Annotated in this window: 11 protein-coding genes; 7 read left to right on the top strand and 4 right to left on the bottom strand. The window is 70.9% G+C overall.

The genetic code is table 11. From position 1 onward, the window contains the following. Window positions 1–15: 15 nt before the first annotated feature. Together BFF77_RS18990 and BFF77_RS18985 are read right to left on the bottom strand one after the other, a co-directional pair. Complete coding sequence (locus BFF77_RS18990; protein WP_066951184.1) at window positions 16–810, bottom strand: ECF subfamily RNA polymerase sigma factor, BldN family; 795 nt, start codon at window positions 808–810, stop codon at window positions 16–18. Between the two features lie 378 nt (window positions 811–1,188). Then, entirely contained in the window at window positions 1,189–2,133 is a 945-nt protein-coding gene (locus BFF77_RS18985) for an HAD family hydrolase (protein ID WP_066951181.1), read from the bottom strand. A gap of 151 nt (window positions 2,134–2,284) precedes the next feature. On the opposite strand from BFF77_RS18985, the gene BFF77_RS18980 reads away from it, so the two are divergent. The 6 genes from BFF77_RS18980 to hemB all read left to right on the top strand — a co-directional run bounded on the left by BFF77_RS18980 (window position 2,285) and on the right by hemB (window position 9,031). Next, on the top strand, window positions 2,285–2,572 hold the full coding sequence (locus BFF77_RS18980; protein WP_066951190.1) for a glutaredoxin family protein: 288 nt from the start codon (window positions 2,285–2,287) through the stop codon (window positions 2,570–2,572). A gap of 365 nt (window positions 2,573–2,937) precedes the next feature. Next, window positions 2,938–3,729: a redox-sensing transcriptional repressor Rex gene (locus BFF77_RS18975; protein ID WP_066951179.1), complete on the top strand. Its 792-nt coding sequence runs from the start codon at window positions 2,938–2,940 to the stop codon at window positions 3,727–3,729. After that, complete coding sequence (locus BFF77_RS18970) at window positions 3,726–5,081, top strand: glutamyl-tRNA reductase (protein WP_066951176.1); 1,356 nt, start codon at window positions 3,726–3,728, stop codon at window positions 5,079–5,081. The genes BFF77_RS18975 and BFF77_RS18970 overlap by 4 nt, the downstream gene beginning before the upstream one ends. Next, window positions 5,078–6,055 (top strand): hydroxymethylbilane synthase, encoded by a 978-nt coding sequence (gene hemC, locus BFF77_RS18965; RefSeq protein ID WP_066951175.1) that lies wholly within the window; start codon window positions 5,078–5,080, stop codon window positions 6,053–6,055. Before BFF77_RS18970 ends, hemC begins: the two co-directional genes overlap by 4 nt. Continuing rightward, window positions 6,052–7,713 (top strand): bifunctional uroporphyrinogen-III C-methyltransferase/uroporphyrinogen-III synthase, encoded by a 1,662-nt coding sequence (locus BFF77_RS18960; RefSeq protein WP_066951172.1) that lies wholly within the window; start codon window positions 6,052–6,054, stop codon window positions 7,711–7,713. The genes hemC and BFF77_RS18960 overlap by 4 nt, the downstream gene beginning before the upstream one ends. Window positions 7,714–8,032: 319 nt before the next feature. Further along, a complete protein-coding gene (gene hemB, locus BFF77_RS18955) occupies window positions 8,033–9,031 on the top strand; it encodes a porphobilinogen synthase (protein ID WP_066951170.1) in 999 nt (332 codons plus the stop codon). 124 nt (window positions 9,032–9,155) lie between these two features. On the opposite strand, the gene BFF77_RS18950 is transcribed toward hemB, so the two are convergent. Beyond that, a complete protein-coding gene (locus BFF77_RS18950) occupies window positions 9,156–10,130 on the bottom strand; it encodes an NAD(P)-dependent oxidoreductase (protein ID WP_079125292.1) in 975 nt (324 codons plus the stop codon). A gap of 203 nt (window positions 10,131–10,333) precedes the next feature. After that, window positions 10,334–12,181, bottom strand: a complete 1,848-nt coding sequence (gene argS / locus BFF77_RS18940) for an arginine--tRNA ligase (RefSeq protein WP_066951161.1) — start codon at window positions 12,179–12,181, stop codon at window positions 10,334–10,336. 314 nt (window positions 12,182–12,495) lie between these two features. Between argS and lysS the strand changes: the two genes are divergently transcribed. Then, complete coding sequence (gene lysS / locus BFF77_RS18935; RefSeq protein ID WP_066951158.1) at window positions 12,496–14,301, top strand: lysine--tRNA ligase; 1,806 nt, start codon at window positions 12,496–12,498, stop codon at window positions 14,299–14,301. Window positions 14,302–14,391 lie beyond the last annotated feature (90 nt).

The raw sequence follows: 14,391 nt of genomic DNA, 5'->3' as shown, positions 1-14,391 counted from the left end.
GAGGGACGGCGGCGGTCAGCGGGCGTCTTCCGGGAGGAGCCGGGCCAGCGTACGGACGGCTCGGTACTGCAATGTCTTGATCGCTCCTTCGTTCTTGCCCATGACCCGGGCCGTCTCCGCGACCGAGAGGCCCTGGAGGAAGCGCAGGGTGACGCACTCCTGCTGCTGCGGATTGAGTTTCCGTACGGCTTCCAGCAGCGCCGCGTTCGAGAGGGACTCCAGGACGGAGTCCTCCGGGCTGCGCTCGACCTCGTTGGCGTCGAGCATTTCGCCCGTGGTCACCTCCAGCCGGAAACGGCTCGACTTGAAGTGGTCGGCGACCAGATTGCGGGCGATGGTGACCAGCCAGGCGCCGAAGTCGCGACCTTGGTAGGTGAACGTGGAGATACGGCGCAGGGCGCGCAGGAACGTCTCGCTGGTGAGGTCCTCCGCGGTCGCCTTTCCGCCCACGCGGTAGTAGATGTAGCGGTAGACGGTGTCGCTGTACTGGTCGTACAGCCGGCCGAAGGCCTCGGCCTCACCGGCCTGGGCGCGCTCGACGAGTTCCATCATGCGGGCGCTGTCGCTGTCGGCGGTGGGGCGGCGTGCGGGGGTCGAGGCGGCGGGGCCGCCGCGGCTTCCCCGTCTGCCGACCGCCGCACCGCCGTTCGCCAGGGCATAACAAGGACCGATAGGGCCGCTCACGGCAGGGGCCGTGGCGGCGAGGGCGGGGACGGCGTACGCGGTGGGGACGAAGCCGCGCAAGTGGTCGAGGACCGTTGCGCGCAGCGTAGCCAGGCCCGAGGCGTCAACCCCGACGTGTGGGTACACGGGACTCCCAGAGGCAGAGCTTCCATCACGTGCAGTGCGGGACCGTTCACTCGTCGTGGCGACGTGTGGGGTCCGGTATGCGTCTGAGGAGAATAACGCTTCGTACAGGCAGTGCTACACCCAGTTGCTCAAATCATCGATTACGTCGCTTCCGTGACGCCTAGGCGGCGTATCAAGTAGCACATCGTGACCGTTTATTGATCAGATTGAGTCAAGATCTGTCTGGTGTCGTGATGGGTTGTGCCTGAGTAGCGACCCTGTGACTGGGTGCCCGGGCGCGCGGGTAGAACGGCGGGATCGGCCGTTTGCGGGCATGGCCCGGCCCGGGCGTGGCGCGGGTGCGGCGGGAGTGCGGGTGGCGTGGCGGCGGGCCCGGGGTTACCGGCGGCGGCGGTGCAGGGCGACCGCGGCGGCCGTGCCGCCCGCGAGCGCGCCCACTCCGGCTGCCGCCGGGATGCCGACCTTGGCCGCCTTGCGGCCGGTCCGGTAGTCGCGCAGCCGCCAGTCCAGGCGGCGCGCGTGCTTGCGGAGCTTGCTGTCCGGGTTGATGGCGTACGGATGGCCGACCAGCGAGAGCATCGGGATGTCGTTGTGCGAGTCGCTGTACGCCGCGCAGCGGTCCAGGTCGAAGCCCTCGCGGGCGGCCAGGGCGCGGACGGCCTCCGCCTTCGCCGGGCCGTGCAGCGGCTCGCCGACCAGCTTGCCGGTGTAGACGCCGCCGACCGACTCGGCGACGGTGCCCAGGGCCCCGGTCAGACCCAGCCTGCGGGCGATGATCGTCGCCGTCTCGACGGGCGCGGCCGTGACCAGCCAGACCTGCTGGCCGGCGTCGAGGTGGGCCTGGGCGAGGGCGCGGGTGCCGGGCCAGATGCGGTCGGCCATGTACTCGTCGTAGATCTCCTCGCCGATGGACATCAGCTCGGCGACCCGGTGGCCCTTGACGATGGACAGGGCGCTCTCGCGCGCGTCCTGCATGTGCTCGGGGTCCTCGACCCCGGCGAGTCTGAACCAGGTCTGCTGCCAGGCGAACCGGGCCAGCTCCCGCCGCTGGAAGAACTTCCTCTTGTACAGGCCGCGGCCGAAGTGGAAGAGCGCGGCGCCCTGCATCACGGTGTTGTCGAGATCGAAGAAGGCGGCGGCACGCGCGTCCCCGACGACGGGGAATCCCGGCGTCTCGTCACGGGAGGCCCGGGGTTTGCGCGGCTCCAGGGTCTCCTGCGCCTGTGTGGACTTCAGTCCTGCCTCGGCTGCGGCCTCGCCCGCGAGCACGCTCCGGGCTGTGGCGGAGCGTCTACGGGGGGTGAGCCATCCCAGTGCGGCCATAGCGTGAGCATAGCCAGTCTGTTCGGAACTGCCCGACGGGTGAGGATGCCATGGGGTGAACTCTGCCGGACCGGTGCGTTAATCGGGGGATCGGCGGCGGCCTGTGGACGACCGGGTACCCCGGATCCCGCTCGGGCGCAGAATGGGCCGCATGAGTCCTCTGCTGCGGCGTACGACGAAGAAGACGAAGAAGAAGGCCGACGAGCGGGTGGTGACACTTGTCTCCAAGCCCGGGTGCCATCTCTGTGACGATGCGCGTGCGGTCATCGAGACGGTGTGCTCGGAGACGGGAGCATCCTGGGAGGAAAAGGACATCACGCAGGACGAGGCGCTGCATCGCGCGTACTGGGAGCAGATCCCGGTGGTGCTGGTGGACGGGGAGCAGCACACATTCTGGCGGGTGGACGCGGATCGGCTGCGCCGGGAACTGGGGGCCTGACCGAAAAGACGGTTACCATCGTGGGCGCTTTGCTGGGCCCCCTTCGAGGAGAGCGGTCCGGGTCGCGGTGCGGTAAGGACGCTGTCGCCGGAGATCCGGGGGCCGGTCCCGGAGGGATTCGGGAAGCGGTCTCGGGGGCCTATTCGTAAGGAGTGTGTGCGGTTTTGCCCCCTTCCTCTGTGCAACGGGTCGATGCGGTCGCCGGTTCCGGGATCGCCGGATCGGGATGCGTGACCCCGGTCACTTTGCTCAGACAAAACGGACACTATCTTTGTGCACGCGTTCACAAAGACATAGCCTGCATTCGACGGGGCGGTCCTGGGACATATGGCCGCCTGCAGCCTCGCTCATCCCGTTGGAGCACCGTGGCAACTGGCCGAACTCACCGACCGGCGACCCGTAGCCGAGGAATCCCCGAGGCCACCGTCGCCCGACTCCCGCTGTATCTGCGGGCGCTGACCGCTCTGTCCGAGCGCTCCGTACCCACGGTCTCCTCCGAGGAACTCGCGACCGCGGCCGGAGTGAACTCCGCCAAGCTGCGCAAGGACTTCTCCTACCTCGGTTCGTACGGGACCCGGGGCGTCGGGTACGACGTCGAGTACCTCGTCTACCAGATCTCCCGCGAGCTGGGGCTGACCCAGGACTGGCCGGTCGTCATCGTCGGTATCGGCAATCTCGGCGCCGCGCTCGCCAACTACGGCGGGTTCGCCTCACGCGGCTTCCGGGTCGCCGCGCTCATAGACGCCGACCCCGCCATGGCCGGCAAGCCGGTCGCCGGAATGCCGGTCCAGCACTCGGACGAGCTGGAGAGAATCATCAGCGACAACGGCGTCTCCATCGGAGTGATCGCGACTCCCGCGGGCGCCGCCCAGCAGGTCTGCGAGCGGCTCGTCGCCGCCGGCGTGACCTCGATCCTCAACTTCGCGCCGACCGTGCTCTCCGTTCCCGACGGAGTGGACGTACGGAAGGTCGACCTCTCCATCGAGCTCCAGATCCTCGCCTTCCACGAGCAGCGCAAGGCCGGTGAGGAGGCCGCCGCCGAAGCGGCCCTCGCCGCGGCGGCGGAGCGCGAGGGTATCGCCGAGGCCGCGGCGGACGGCACCGCCGCGCACCGCAAGGGACCCGACGGCGACGTTCCGGCGGTGATGCCGGCATGAGCCTTCTCGTCGTCGGACTGAGCCACCGCAGCGCGCCGGTGAGCGTGCTGGAGCGGGTGTCGCTGCCCACCGACACGCAGGTCAAGCTGTTGCAGGACGTGCTCGCGGCGGAGCCCGCGACCGAGGCCGCCGTCCTCGTCACCTGCAACCGCATCGAGCTGTACGCCGACGTCGACAAGTTCCACGCCGGAGTCGCCGAGCTCTCCATGCTGCTCGCCCAGCACAGCAGGGTCGGGCTGGAGGAACTGACTCCCTATCTCTATGTGCACTACGAGGACCGCGCCGTCCACCATCTCTTCTCGGTGGCCTGCGGTCTGGACTCGATGGTCGTCGGCGAGGGCCAGATCCTCGGCCAGATCAAGGACGCGCTGGCGCTGGGACAGGAGCTGCACACCGCGGGCCGGCTGCTGAACGACCTGTTCCAGCAGGCGCTGCGCGTCGGCAAGCGGGCGCACAGCGAGACCGGTATCGACCGGGCCGGGCAGTCGCTCGTCACCTTCGGGCTGGAGCAGCTCGCCGCGGGCCGGGCCGTGGAGGCCTGGGCCAAGGACAAGCGCGCCCTGGTGATCGGCGCGGGCTCGATGTCCTCGCTGGCCGCCGCGACGCTCGCCCGGGCCGGTGTCGAGGAGATCGTCGTGGCCAACCGCACGGCCGCGCGCGCCGACCGGCTCGTACAGATCCTCAACCAGCCGGGCGGTACGGGGGTGACCGCGCGCGCCGTGGCCATGAGCGCCGTCCGTGACGAGGTGGCGGGCGCCGATGTCGTCGTCTCCTGCACCGGCTCGACCGGTGTGGTGCTGACCGCCGGCGCCGTCGAGACCGCGCTGGAGGGCCGTACGGCCCCGCTGGCGCTGCTCGATCTCGCCATGCCCCGCGATGTCGACGCCGCCGTGCACCGCCTCGGCGGTGTCAGGCTCGTGGACATCGAATCACTCGCCGAGGCCTCGGCCGACGCCCCGATGGCCGCCGATGTCGATCAGGTCCGCACCATCGTCTCCGACGAGGTGGCCGCCTTCGGCGCCGCCCAGCGCGCCGCGCACATCACACCGACCGTGGTCGCGCTGCGTGCCATGGCCGCCGATGTGGTGAGCAGCGAGGTCGCGCGCCTCGAAGGCAGGCTCCCCGATCTCGACGACAGACAGCGCGCCGAGGTCACCAGGACCGTGCGCCGAGTCGTCGACAAACTCCTGCACGCGCCCACCGTGCGGGTCAAGCAGCTCGCCAGCGAGCCCGGCGGCGCCGGATACGCGGACGCGCTGCGTGAACTCTTCGACCTCGACCCGCAGACGGTCGCCGCCGTCAGCCGGGCCGACCTGAATGACACCGACGGTGTAGGCAGAGGGCGAGTATGACCGAAAAGCCACTGAGGCCCGAGAAGCCGCTGAGGCTCGGAACCAGGCGCAGCAAGCTCGCCATGGCCCAGTCCGCGCTGGTGGCGGACGCGGTGCGTGAGCTGTCCGGCCGACCGGTGGAGCTGGTCGAGATCACCACGTACGGCGACACCTCCCGCGAGCACCTCTCGCAGATCGGCGGTACGGGCGTCTTCGTCACCGCCCTGCGGGACGCGCTGCTGCGCGGCGAGGTCGACTTCGCCGTGCACTCCCTCAAGGACCTGCCGACGGCCCAGCCCGACGCGCTGACGCTGGCAGCGGTGCCGCGCCGCGCGGACCCGCGGGACGTGCTGATCGCGCGGGACGGGCTGACCTTCGAGCGGCTCCCGGCGGGCGCCCGCGTCGGTACGGGCTCGCCGCGCCGCGCGGCCCAGGTCAACGCGTACGCGCGCAGCCACGGCCGCACCATCGAGACCGTGCCGATCCGGGGGAACATCGACACCCGGATCGGTCATGTCCACGGTGGGGGACTCGACGCTGTCGTGCTCGCCGCCGCCGGACTCCAGCGGATCGGCAGGATCGACGAGGTGACCGACTTCCTTCCGGTCGACACCGTCCTGCCGGCCCCCGGCCAGGGGGCCCTCGCCGTCGAGTGCGCCGCGGTCAACGTGGACCTCGCCGCTCTGCTCTCCGGACTCGACGACCCGCACACCCGGGTCGCCGTGACCGCCGAGCGATCCCTGCTCGCCGCCCTGGAGGCCGGCTGCAGCGCACCTGTGGGTGCGCTGGCCGACCTGCTGGCCGACGGACAGGTTGTCAACGAAATGCGCCTGCGCGGTGTCGTCGGTACGACCGACGGTTCCACGCTGGTGCAGCTGTCCATCACCGGTCCCGTACCCACGTCGCTCGGCGACGCCATCGCGCTCGGGCGCGAGCTCGCGTCCGAGATGCTCGCCAAGGGTGCGGCCGGTCTTATGGGGGAGCGAGCACATTGAGCCCCACCACCTCTGACCTTCCGGCCTGCTCCGCATCGGGGCACGTCACCTTCCTCGGTGCAGGACCCGGAGATCCGGGTCTGCTGACACTCCGCGCCGTCGAGGCGCTCGCGGGAGCGGATGTACTGATCGCCGAGCCTGATGTGCTCGAAATGGTACGCGGCCATGCCAGGGCGGGAGTGAGCACCCCTGCACTGACGGTTGTCGACGATGTGTCAACAGCCGCCGGAATTCCCCCGATCCGGGATGCGGCCAATCTTGTCATGGAGGCCGCGCGGGGCGGAAAGCGGGTCGTCCGTGCGGTCACGGGAGATCCCGGGCTCGACGGCGACGCGGGCACGGAGATGCTCGCCTGCGCCTCCGCCGGGATTCCCTTCGAGGTCGTGCCCGGTATCGCCGCCGCGGTCGGTGTGCCGGCGTACGCCGGGGTGCCGCTGCGCGACGCGCAGGGCACGGACGTACGGCTCGTGGACGCCAGGACCGCCAGCGACCGCTGCTGGACCGAGGTCGGCGCGAGCGACGGCACGGTGGTCGTCTCCACCACCCTGGAGTCGGTCGCGGGCGCCGCGGGCGAACTGGTCGCGGCGGGCCGCAAGCCCGACACCCCGATGACCGTCACCGTCGCCGGGACGACGACCCGCCAGCGCACCTGGACGGCCACCCTCGGCACCATCGCGCAGACCCTCAAGCAGGCCAAGGTGCTGCCGTCCCCGGAGGGACACCAGCCCGTCATAGCCGTGGTCGGTGAGCGCAGTGCCGCCGCGCAGCGCGACCAGCTCGCGTGGTTCGAGTCCAAGCCGCTGTTCGGCTGGAAGGTGCTCGTGCCGCGCACGAAGGAGCAGGCCGCGTCGCTCTCCGACCAGCTCAGGTCGTACGGCGCGGTCCCGCACGAGGTCCCGACCATCGCGGTCGAGCCGCCGCGCACACCCCAGCAGATGGAGCGGGCGGTCAAGGGCCTGGTCACCGGCCGCTACGAGTGGATCGCCTTCACCTCGGTCAACGCGGTGAAGGCGGTGCGCGAGAAGTTCGAGGAGTACGGGCTCGACGCGCGCGCGTTCGCCGGGATCAAGGTGGCGGCGGTGGGCGAGCAGACCGCCGCGGCGCTGGTCGACTTCGGTGTGAAGCCGGACCTGGTGCCCTCGGGCGAGCAGTCCGCCGCCGGGCTGCTGGAGGACTGGCCGCCGTACGACCCGGTGTTCGACCCGATCGACCGGGTGTTCCTGCCGCGGGCCGACATCGCCACCGAGACGCTGGTGGCCGGGCTGATCGAGCTGGGCTGGGAGGTCGACGACGTCACGGCGTACCGCACCGTGCGCGCCTCGCCGCCGCCGGCCGAGACGCGCGAGGCGATCAAGGGCGGCGGCTTCGACGCGGTGCTCTTCACCTCGTCCTCGACGGTGCGGAACCTCGTCGGTATCGCGGGCAAGCCGCACAATGTGACGGTGATCGCGTGTATCGGCCCCGCGACGGCGAAGACCGCCGAGGAGCACGGCCTGCGCGTCGACGTCCTCGCCCCCGAGCCGTCGGTGCACAAGCTGGCCGAGGCGCTCGCCGCGTTCGGCACGCAGCGCCGGGAGGCGGCGCGGGAGGCCGGTGAGACGGTCACCAGGCCGAGCGAGCGCAGGCCCGGCAGCCGGAGGCGGCGTACGACGACATGAGGGTCTGACGGCCCGGGGGCCCGACGACCCGAGGGGGCCGGCGGTCCGAAGGCGCCCGGCGGTCCGAAGGCGCCCGGCTGTCCTGCGGGTCGGCTGTCGGACCGTCCGGCTGTCCGGCGAGCCGGGCGTGGGTACGCGGGAGTGGGGGCCGGCCGTTCTGACGGCCGGCCCCCACCGCTGTCCCGGCCGCTGTTTCCGGTCGTGGTGTCGGTAAGGCCGGGGGACCGCTGGGGCTATGGTCGAAGGTGGTCCGACGGCCGGCCGGATCCCGGCCCGGCCCCGATGAAGCGGAACCCAGAGGCGCAAGAGGCGGCAGGCGATGACTGTGTACGGATCCTTTCCCGGCGCGCGGCCCCGGCGGCTGCGGGTGAACCCGGTGATGCGGCGGATGGTCGCGGAGACCCGCCTGCATCCGGCGGATCTCATCCTCCCCGCCTTCGTAAGAGAGGGGATCGAGCGGCCCGTCCCGATCGCCGCGATGCCCGGTGTCGTCCAGCACACGCTGGACACCCTGCGCAAGGCGGCGGTGGAGGCTGCCTCGGCGGGCGTCTCCGGGATCATGCTCTTCGGCGTCCCCGAGGACAGCACGAAGGACGCGGCGGGTACGGCGGGCACGGACCCCGAGGGCATCCTCCAGGCCGCGATCCGCGCCGTACGGGCGGAGACCGGCGACGAACTGCTGGTCATGTCCGACCTGTGCCTGGACGAGTACACCGACCACGGCCACTGCGGTGTGCTGGACGCGCAGGGCCGTGTCGACAACGACGCGACCCTCGAACGGTATGCCGAGATGGCGCAGGTCCAGGCGGACGCGGGCGCCCATGTGGTGGGCGCCAGCGGCATGATGGACGGCCAGATCGGCGTGATCCGCGAGGCCCTGGACACGATCGGCAAGGAGGACGTGTCGATCCTCGCGTACACGGCGAAGTACTCGTCCGCCTTCTACGGCCCGTTCCGCGAGGCCGTGGGCTCCGCGCTGAAGGGCGACCGCAAGACGTACCAGCAGGACCCGGCCAACGTGCGGGAGGCCCTGCGGGAGCTGGCGCTCGACCTCGAAGAGGGCGCCGACATGGTGATTGTCAAGCCGGCCCTGCCGTATCTGGACGTCCTGGCGCGTATCGCCTCGGAGGTGGCCGTGCCGGTCGCCGCGTACCAGATCTCCGGTGAGTACGCGATGGTCGAGGCGGCGGCGGAGAAGGGCTGGATCGACCGCGACGCGGCGATCATGGAGACCCTGACCGGGATCAGGCGCGCGGGCGCGGGCATGATCCTGACGTACTGGGCCACGGAGGCCGCGGAGAAGCTCGGCGCGCGCTGACCCGGACGGCCGGACGATCGAGGGCTCGGCCGATCGCGCGCGGTGCGGCCGACCGGGTCGACCTGGTCGGCCGGGGGAGCCGAAGCGGGCCGACCGGAAGCCGGCCCAGGCGGGCCGTACCGGCCTACCGCCGTCGGTCGAGCAGTCCGGTCAGGCGTGAGAGGCCGTCGTCCGCGTACCCCTCGGCGATCGCGCGGTCGAGCAGCGCCTGGAAGGGCGTGAAGAGTTCGTCACTGACACCCTGGGCGGCGAAGGCGGCGAGGAGATTGGGGAACGCCTCCTGGTTCACGGCCAGGCTGGAGACGTTCGTGAGGTGCAGCCCCGAGTCGATGGCCTCGGCCCAGTGGGGTGCGCCGTCCAGCATGGCGCCGACCCAGGGCACCAGCAGCTCGGCGAACTCGCCGGCCGGGATGGACTCCGTACGGATCAGGGCGAAGGCCTGGACCACGCCCGCGACCATGCCGTACATGCCGGCGAGCAGGGACAGGTCGTAGAGGGCGGCGAGACCGGGATCGGCGCCGACGTATCTCGTACCGCCGAGGACGGCCAGCGTCTCCCGGTGGGCGTCGAAGGCGGGCCGCGGGCCGCTGTAGAGGATGTACGCCCGCGGGCCCGCGATCATCTGGGGGACGGCCATGATCCCGCCGTCGAGGTACTCCGCGCCCCGCGCGGCCGTCCAGTCGGCGAACTCACGGGCCTGGGCGGGGGTGCCGTTGGTGAGGTTGACGACGGTCCGGCCGGCGAGCCGGTCGGCGACGGGCTCCAGGACCTTGGACACCGTGTCGTACGTGGTGAGACAGACGACGATCAGCGGGCTCGCCTCGACGGCCGCGGCGACGGTCTCGGCGGGCAGGGCGCCCTGGGCGACGAGCGGGCCGGTCTTGGCGGCCGAGCGGTTCCAGACGGTGGTCGAGTGGCCGTTCTGGACGAAGGCGGCGGCGAGGGCGGAGCCCATCATGCCGAGACCGAGGACGGAGACGGAGGTGGTGGAGACGACGGAGACCGGGGTGGTCGGGACCGAGGTTGTCGGGACCGGGACCGAGGACGCCGGGACCGGAGCGGCCGGGGGTGAGGACGCCGGGACGGAGTGCGTGGGCATGCCGATGTGCTCCTTGGAGGATTCCTGGAGGGGGTCGTGTCTCGGGATGCTCTTGATCTTCGTTCCGGGCTCCTGGACGGGCAAGTACCGACTATTCGGTCAGATACTTACCCTCCGGTAAGCGTCGGGGACGCGCTCACCGCGACGTGCTTGCCGCGCTGGACGCGTCCGCGACGCAGACCGACCGAGAGGCCCTGGAGGCCCTAGAGGCGCTCGGGCGACCGGATGCCGAGCAGGGCCAGGCCCTGCTGGAGCGTGCGGGCCGTCAGGTCGCACAGGAACAGACGGTTCTCGACCTGGGCGGGCGTCTGCGCCTTGAGCACCGGGCACTGGTCGTAGAACGTGGTGAAGTGCGACGCGAGCTGGTACAGATACGCCGCCAGCTTGTGCGGCTCGTACGAGGTCGCGACCTCGGCCAGGACCTCGCCGAACTCGTCCACATGCAGACCCAGCGCCCGCTCCGCCGGAGCCAGCGCCAGCTCCGGACGGGCGGCGGGCCGGGTGCCGCCCGCCTTGCGGAGGATCGACTTGATACGGGCGTAGGCGTACTGGAGGTAGACCGACGTGTCGCCGTTCAGCGAGACCATCTGGTCCAGGTCGAACTTGTAGTCCCGTACCGCCGACGTCGACAGGTCCGCGTACTTCACCGCGCCGATACCGACGTGCCAGCCGTTCTCGGTGATCTCCCGCTCGCTGAGACCGGACTTCTCGGCCTTCTCCCGGACGACCGCCGTCGCCCGGTCGACCGCCTCGTCCAGCAGGTCCACCAGCCGTACGGTCTCGCCCTCACGGGTCTTGAACGGCTTGCCGTCCTTGCCGAGGACCGTGCCGAACGCGAGCTGCACGGCGTGCACCCTGTCGTTCAGCCAGCCGGCCCGCCGCGCGGTCTCGAAGACCATCTTGAAGTGCAGCGACTGCCGCGCGTCCACGACGTACAGCAGCGTCGTCGCGTCCAGGCTCAGCACCCGGTCGCGGATCGCGGAGAGGTCGGTGGCCGCGTAGCCGTAACCGCCGTTGGACTTCTTGACGATCAGCGGGACCTGATTGCCGTCGGGTCCCTTCACGTCCTCGAAGAAGACGCAGAGCGCGCCCTCGGAGCGGACCGCGACGCCCGTCTCCTCCAGGATGCGGCAGGTCTCCTCCAGCATGTGGTTGTAGCCGGACTCGCCCACCACGTCGGCGTCGTGGATCTCCATGTCCAGCTTGTCGAAGACCGAGTAGAAGTAGATCTTCGACTCGTCCACGAACCGCTGCCAGAAGGCCCGGGTCTCCTCGTCACCCGCCTGGAGGGCCACCACCCGGTCGCGGGACCGTGCCTTGAACTCCTCGTCGGAGTCGAAGAGCGCGCGCGAGGCCTTGTAGAGCCGGTTCAGGTTCGACATCGCGGTCTCGCCGTCGACGGACGTGTCCGCGCCCGCGCCGTCCGCGCCGGTCGGGGCGCCCGAGCCGGTCCTGTGGTCCAGTTCGTGCGGGTGCTCGATCAGATACTGGATGAGCATGCCGAACTGGGTGCCCCAGTCGCCGATGTGATGGCGCCTGATCACCTTCTCGCCGGTGAACTCCAGGATCTCGACCATCGCCGCGCCGATCACGGCCGACCGTAGATGGCCGACGTGCATCTCCTTGGCCACGTTCGGCTGCGCGTAGTCGATCACCGTCGTGCCCGGCTGCTCCGCGTACGGCACACCGAGCCGGCTGTCCGCCGCGCGGGCCGCGAGCGTCTCGACGATCGCCCGGTCCGTGACGGTGATGTTGAGGAAGCCGGGGCCGGAGACCTCGATGTCCTTGATCACGGCGGGGACGGTCCGATCGGAGCCGGCGGACCCGGCGGCAGCGTCGGCGGCGGTGAGGGCGGAGACGACCCGCGTCGCCAGCTCACGCGGGTTGCCCTTGAGCTGCTTGGCGAGCGCCAGGATGCCGTTGGCCTGGAAGTCGGCCCGGTCGCTTCGGCGCAGCAGCGGGTCCGCGGAGCCGGCCTCCGGCAGAGCTGCCGAGAGGGCGTCCGCGATGCGCTCATCGACGGTCGAAGCGAGGGAAGTGACCGAGGCCATGGGCGGGTGCCGTTCCTGTCGGGTGCGGAGAGCTGCGGTGGGACGGTGACGGGGCTGTGGGGCTGTGCTGGTGGTGCGATGGTGCTGGGTGGTCGGCTGCCAGGAGAGCTGTCCGAGCCGATCCCCGAGCCGGTGTCCGCGACGCCGTACCACCGTCCGGGCGTGTCCGGGCGGCCGTACGAGCTCTCGGAGCATGTACCAGTATCCCATGGGCTCTCAAGGCGTTTTCGCTCTGTCCGAGGGACCTGGGACAATGAGGGTCACCGGTTCCTCATGGCCGCCGGACCTCAGCAGGGCGTAGCAGAAAGAAGGACGTGCCGACCGTGGCTCAGAGCACAGAGACCGACTGGGTCTCCCGTTTCGCGGACGATGTCATCGCCGAGTCGGAGCGGCGTGCGCCTGGCAAACCGGTCGTCGTCGCGTCCGGACTCTCCCCGTCGGGCCCGATCCACCTGGGCAATCTGCGCGAGGTCATGACCCCGCACCTGGTCGCGGACGAGATCCGCCGGCGGGGTCACGAGGTGAGGCACCTCATCTCCTGGGACGACTACGACCGGTACCGCAAGGTGCCCGTGGGCGTTCCCGGTACGGACACGTCCTGGGCCGAGCACATCGGCAGGCCGCTGACGTCGGTGCCGGCGCCCGCCGGATCGGCGTATCCGAACTGGGCCGAGCACTTCAAGGCCGCGATGACCGAGTCGCTGGCCGAGCTGGGCATCGAGTACGACGGGATCAGCCAGACGGAGCAGTACACGTCGGGGGCGTACCGCGAGCAGATCCTGCACGCGATGAGGCACCGCGCCGAGATCGACGCGATCCTCGACCGGTACCGGACGAAGGCCAAGGACACCAAGGACGGTACGGCTGCCACCAAGGACGGCGCGGGCACCGGGGACCAGGCGAAGGGCAAGGTCCCGGCCCAGGCCAAGGGCGGCCGTCAGCAGGTGGAGGAGGCCGAGCTGGAGGCCGAGGAGGGCTCCGGCGCCGCCGCCGAGGACGACGGCAGCGGCGGTTCGGCCGGTTACTTCCCGTACAAGCCGTACTGCGGCGGCTGCGGCAAGGACCTGACCACCGTCACCTCCTACGACGACGCGACGACGGAGCTGACGTACACCTGCTCCGAGTGCGGCTTCTCCGAGACCGTGCGGCTGAGCGAGTTCGACCGCGGCAAGCTGGTCTGGAAGGTCGACTGGCCGATGCGCTGGGCGTACGAGGGCGTGATCTTCGAGCCGTCCGGTGTCGACCACTCCTCACCGGGGTCGTCGTTCGTCGTCGGCGGGCAGATCGTGCGCGAGGTCTTCGACGGGGTGCAGCCGATCGGCCCGATGTACGCGTTCGTCGGGATCTCCGGGATGGCGAAGATGTCGTCCAGCAAGGGCGGGGTGCCGACCCCGGCCGACGCGCTGAAGATCATGGAGGCGCCGCTGCTGCGCTGGCTCTACGCACGGCGCAGGCCCAACCAGTCGTTCAAGATCGCCTTCGACCAGGAGATCCAGCGGCTGTACGACGAGTGGGACGCGCTGGAGCGCAAGGTCGCGGACGGTTCCGTGCTGCCGGCCGACGCCTCGGCGTACGCGCGCGCCACGGGCACGGCCGCCGGCGCCCTGCCGAGCACGCCGCGCCCGCTGCCGTACCGCACGCTGGCCTCGGTCGTGGACATCACGGCCGGTGCCGAGGAGCAGACCCTGCGGATCCTGAGCGAGCTCGACCCGGCGCGTCCGCTGACCTCGCTCGACGAGGCGCGTCCCCGGCTGGACCGCGCCGAGAACTGGATCACCAGCCAGGTGCCGGCCGAGGCGCGGACGATCGTGCGCTCCGAGCCCGACCACGAGCTGCTGGACTCGCTGGACGAGCAGGCGCGGGAGTCGCTGCGGCTGCTGCTGGAGGGGCTGGACGGCCACTGGTCGCTGGACGGGCTGACCACGCTCGTCTACGGGGTGCCGAAGGTGCTGGCGGGCCTGGAGCCCGACGCCAAGCCGACGGCGGAGCTGAAGGTGGCGCAGCGGTCGTTCTTCGCGCTGCTCTACCGGCTGCTGGTGGGCCGGGACACCGGGCCGCGGCTTCCCACGCTGCTGCTGGCGGTGGGGGCGGACCGGGTGCGGAAGCTGCTCGGCGCCTGAGCCCGCCGCCGGGGCTCGCCCTGGCGTGCGGACTACGGGAGTACGGGTTTGCGGGACCGCGTGAGTCTGCTTGGCGGGAGGCGGGGAGTC

This window comes from Streptomyces lushanensis (assembly GCF_001700515.1).
Lineage (GTDB): Bacteria > Actinomycetota > Actinomycetes > Streptomycetales > Streptomycetaceae > Streptomyces > Streptomyces lushanensis.
This window is presented reverse-complemented; position numbering and strand designations above follow the sequence as displayed.

What these genes read in the sequence shown, in the direction of transcription:
- BFF77_RS18985 (WP_066951181.1), bottom strand. Translation starts at nt 2,133, where the DNA reads ATGGCCGCACTGGGATGGCTCACCCCCCGTAGACGCTCCGCCACAGCC.
- BFF77_RS18980 (WP_066951190.1), top strand. Translation starts at nt 2,285, where the DNA reads ATGAGTCCTCTGCTGCGGCGTACGACGAAGAAGACGAAGAAGAAGGCC.
- BFF77_RS18970 (WP_066951176.1), top strand. Translation starts at nt 3,726, where the DNA reads ATGAGCCTTCTCGTCGTCGGACTGAGCCACCGCAGCGCGCCGGTGAGC.
- hemC (WP_066951175.1), top strand. Translation starts at nt 5,078, where the DNA reads ATGACCGAAAAGCCACTGAGGCCCGAGAAGCCGCTGAGGCTCGGAACC.
- hemB (WP_066951170.1), top strand. Translation starts at nt 8,033, where the DNA reads ATGACTGTGTACGGATCCTTTCCCGGCGCGCGGCCCCGGCGGCTGCGG.
- BFF77_RS18950 (WP_079125292.1), bottom strand. Translation starts at nt 10,130, where the DNA reads ATGCCCACGCACTCCGTCCCGGCGTCCTCACCCCCGGCCGCTCCGGTC.
- argS (WP_066951161.1), bottom strand. Translation starts at nt 12,181, where the DNA reads ATGGCCTCGGTCACTTCCCTCGCTTCGACCGTCGATGAGCGCATCGCG.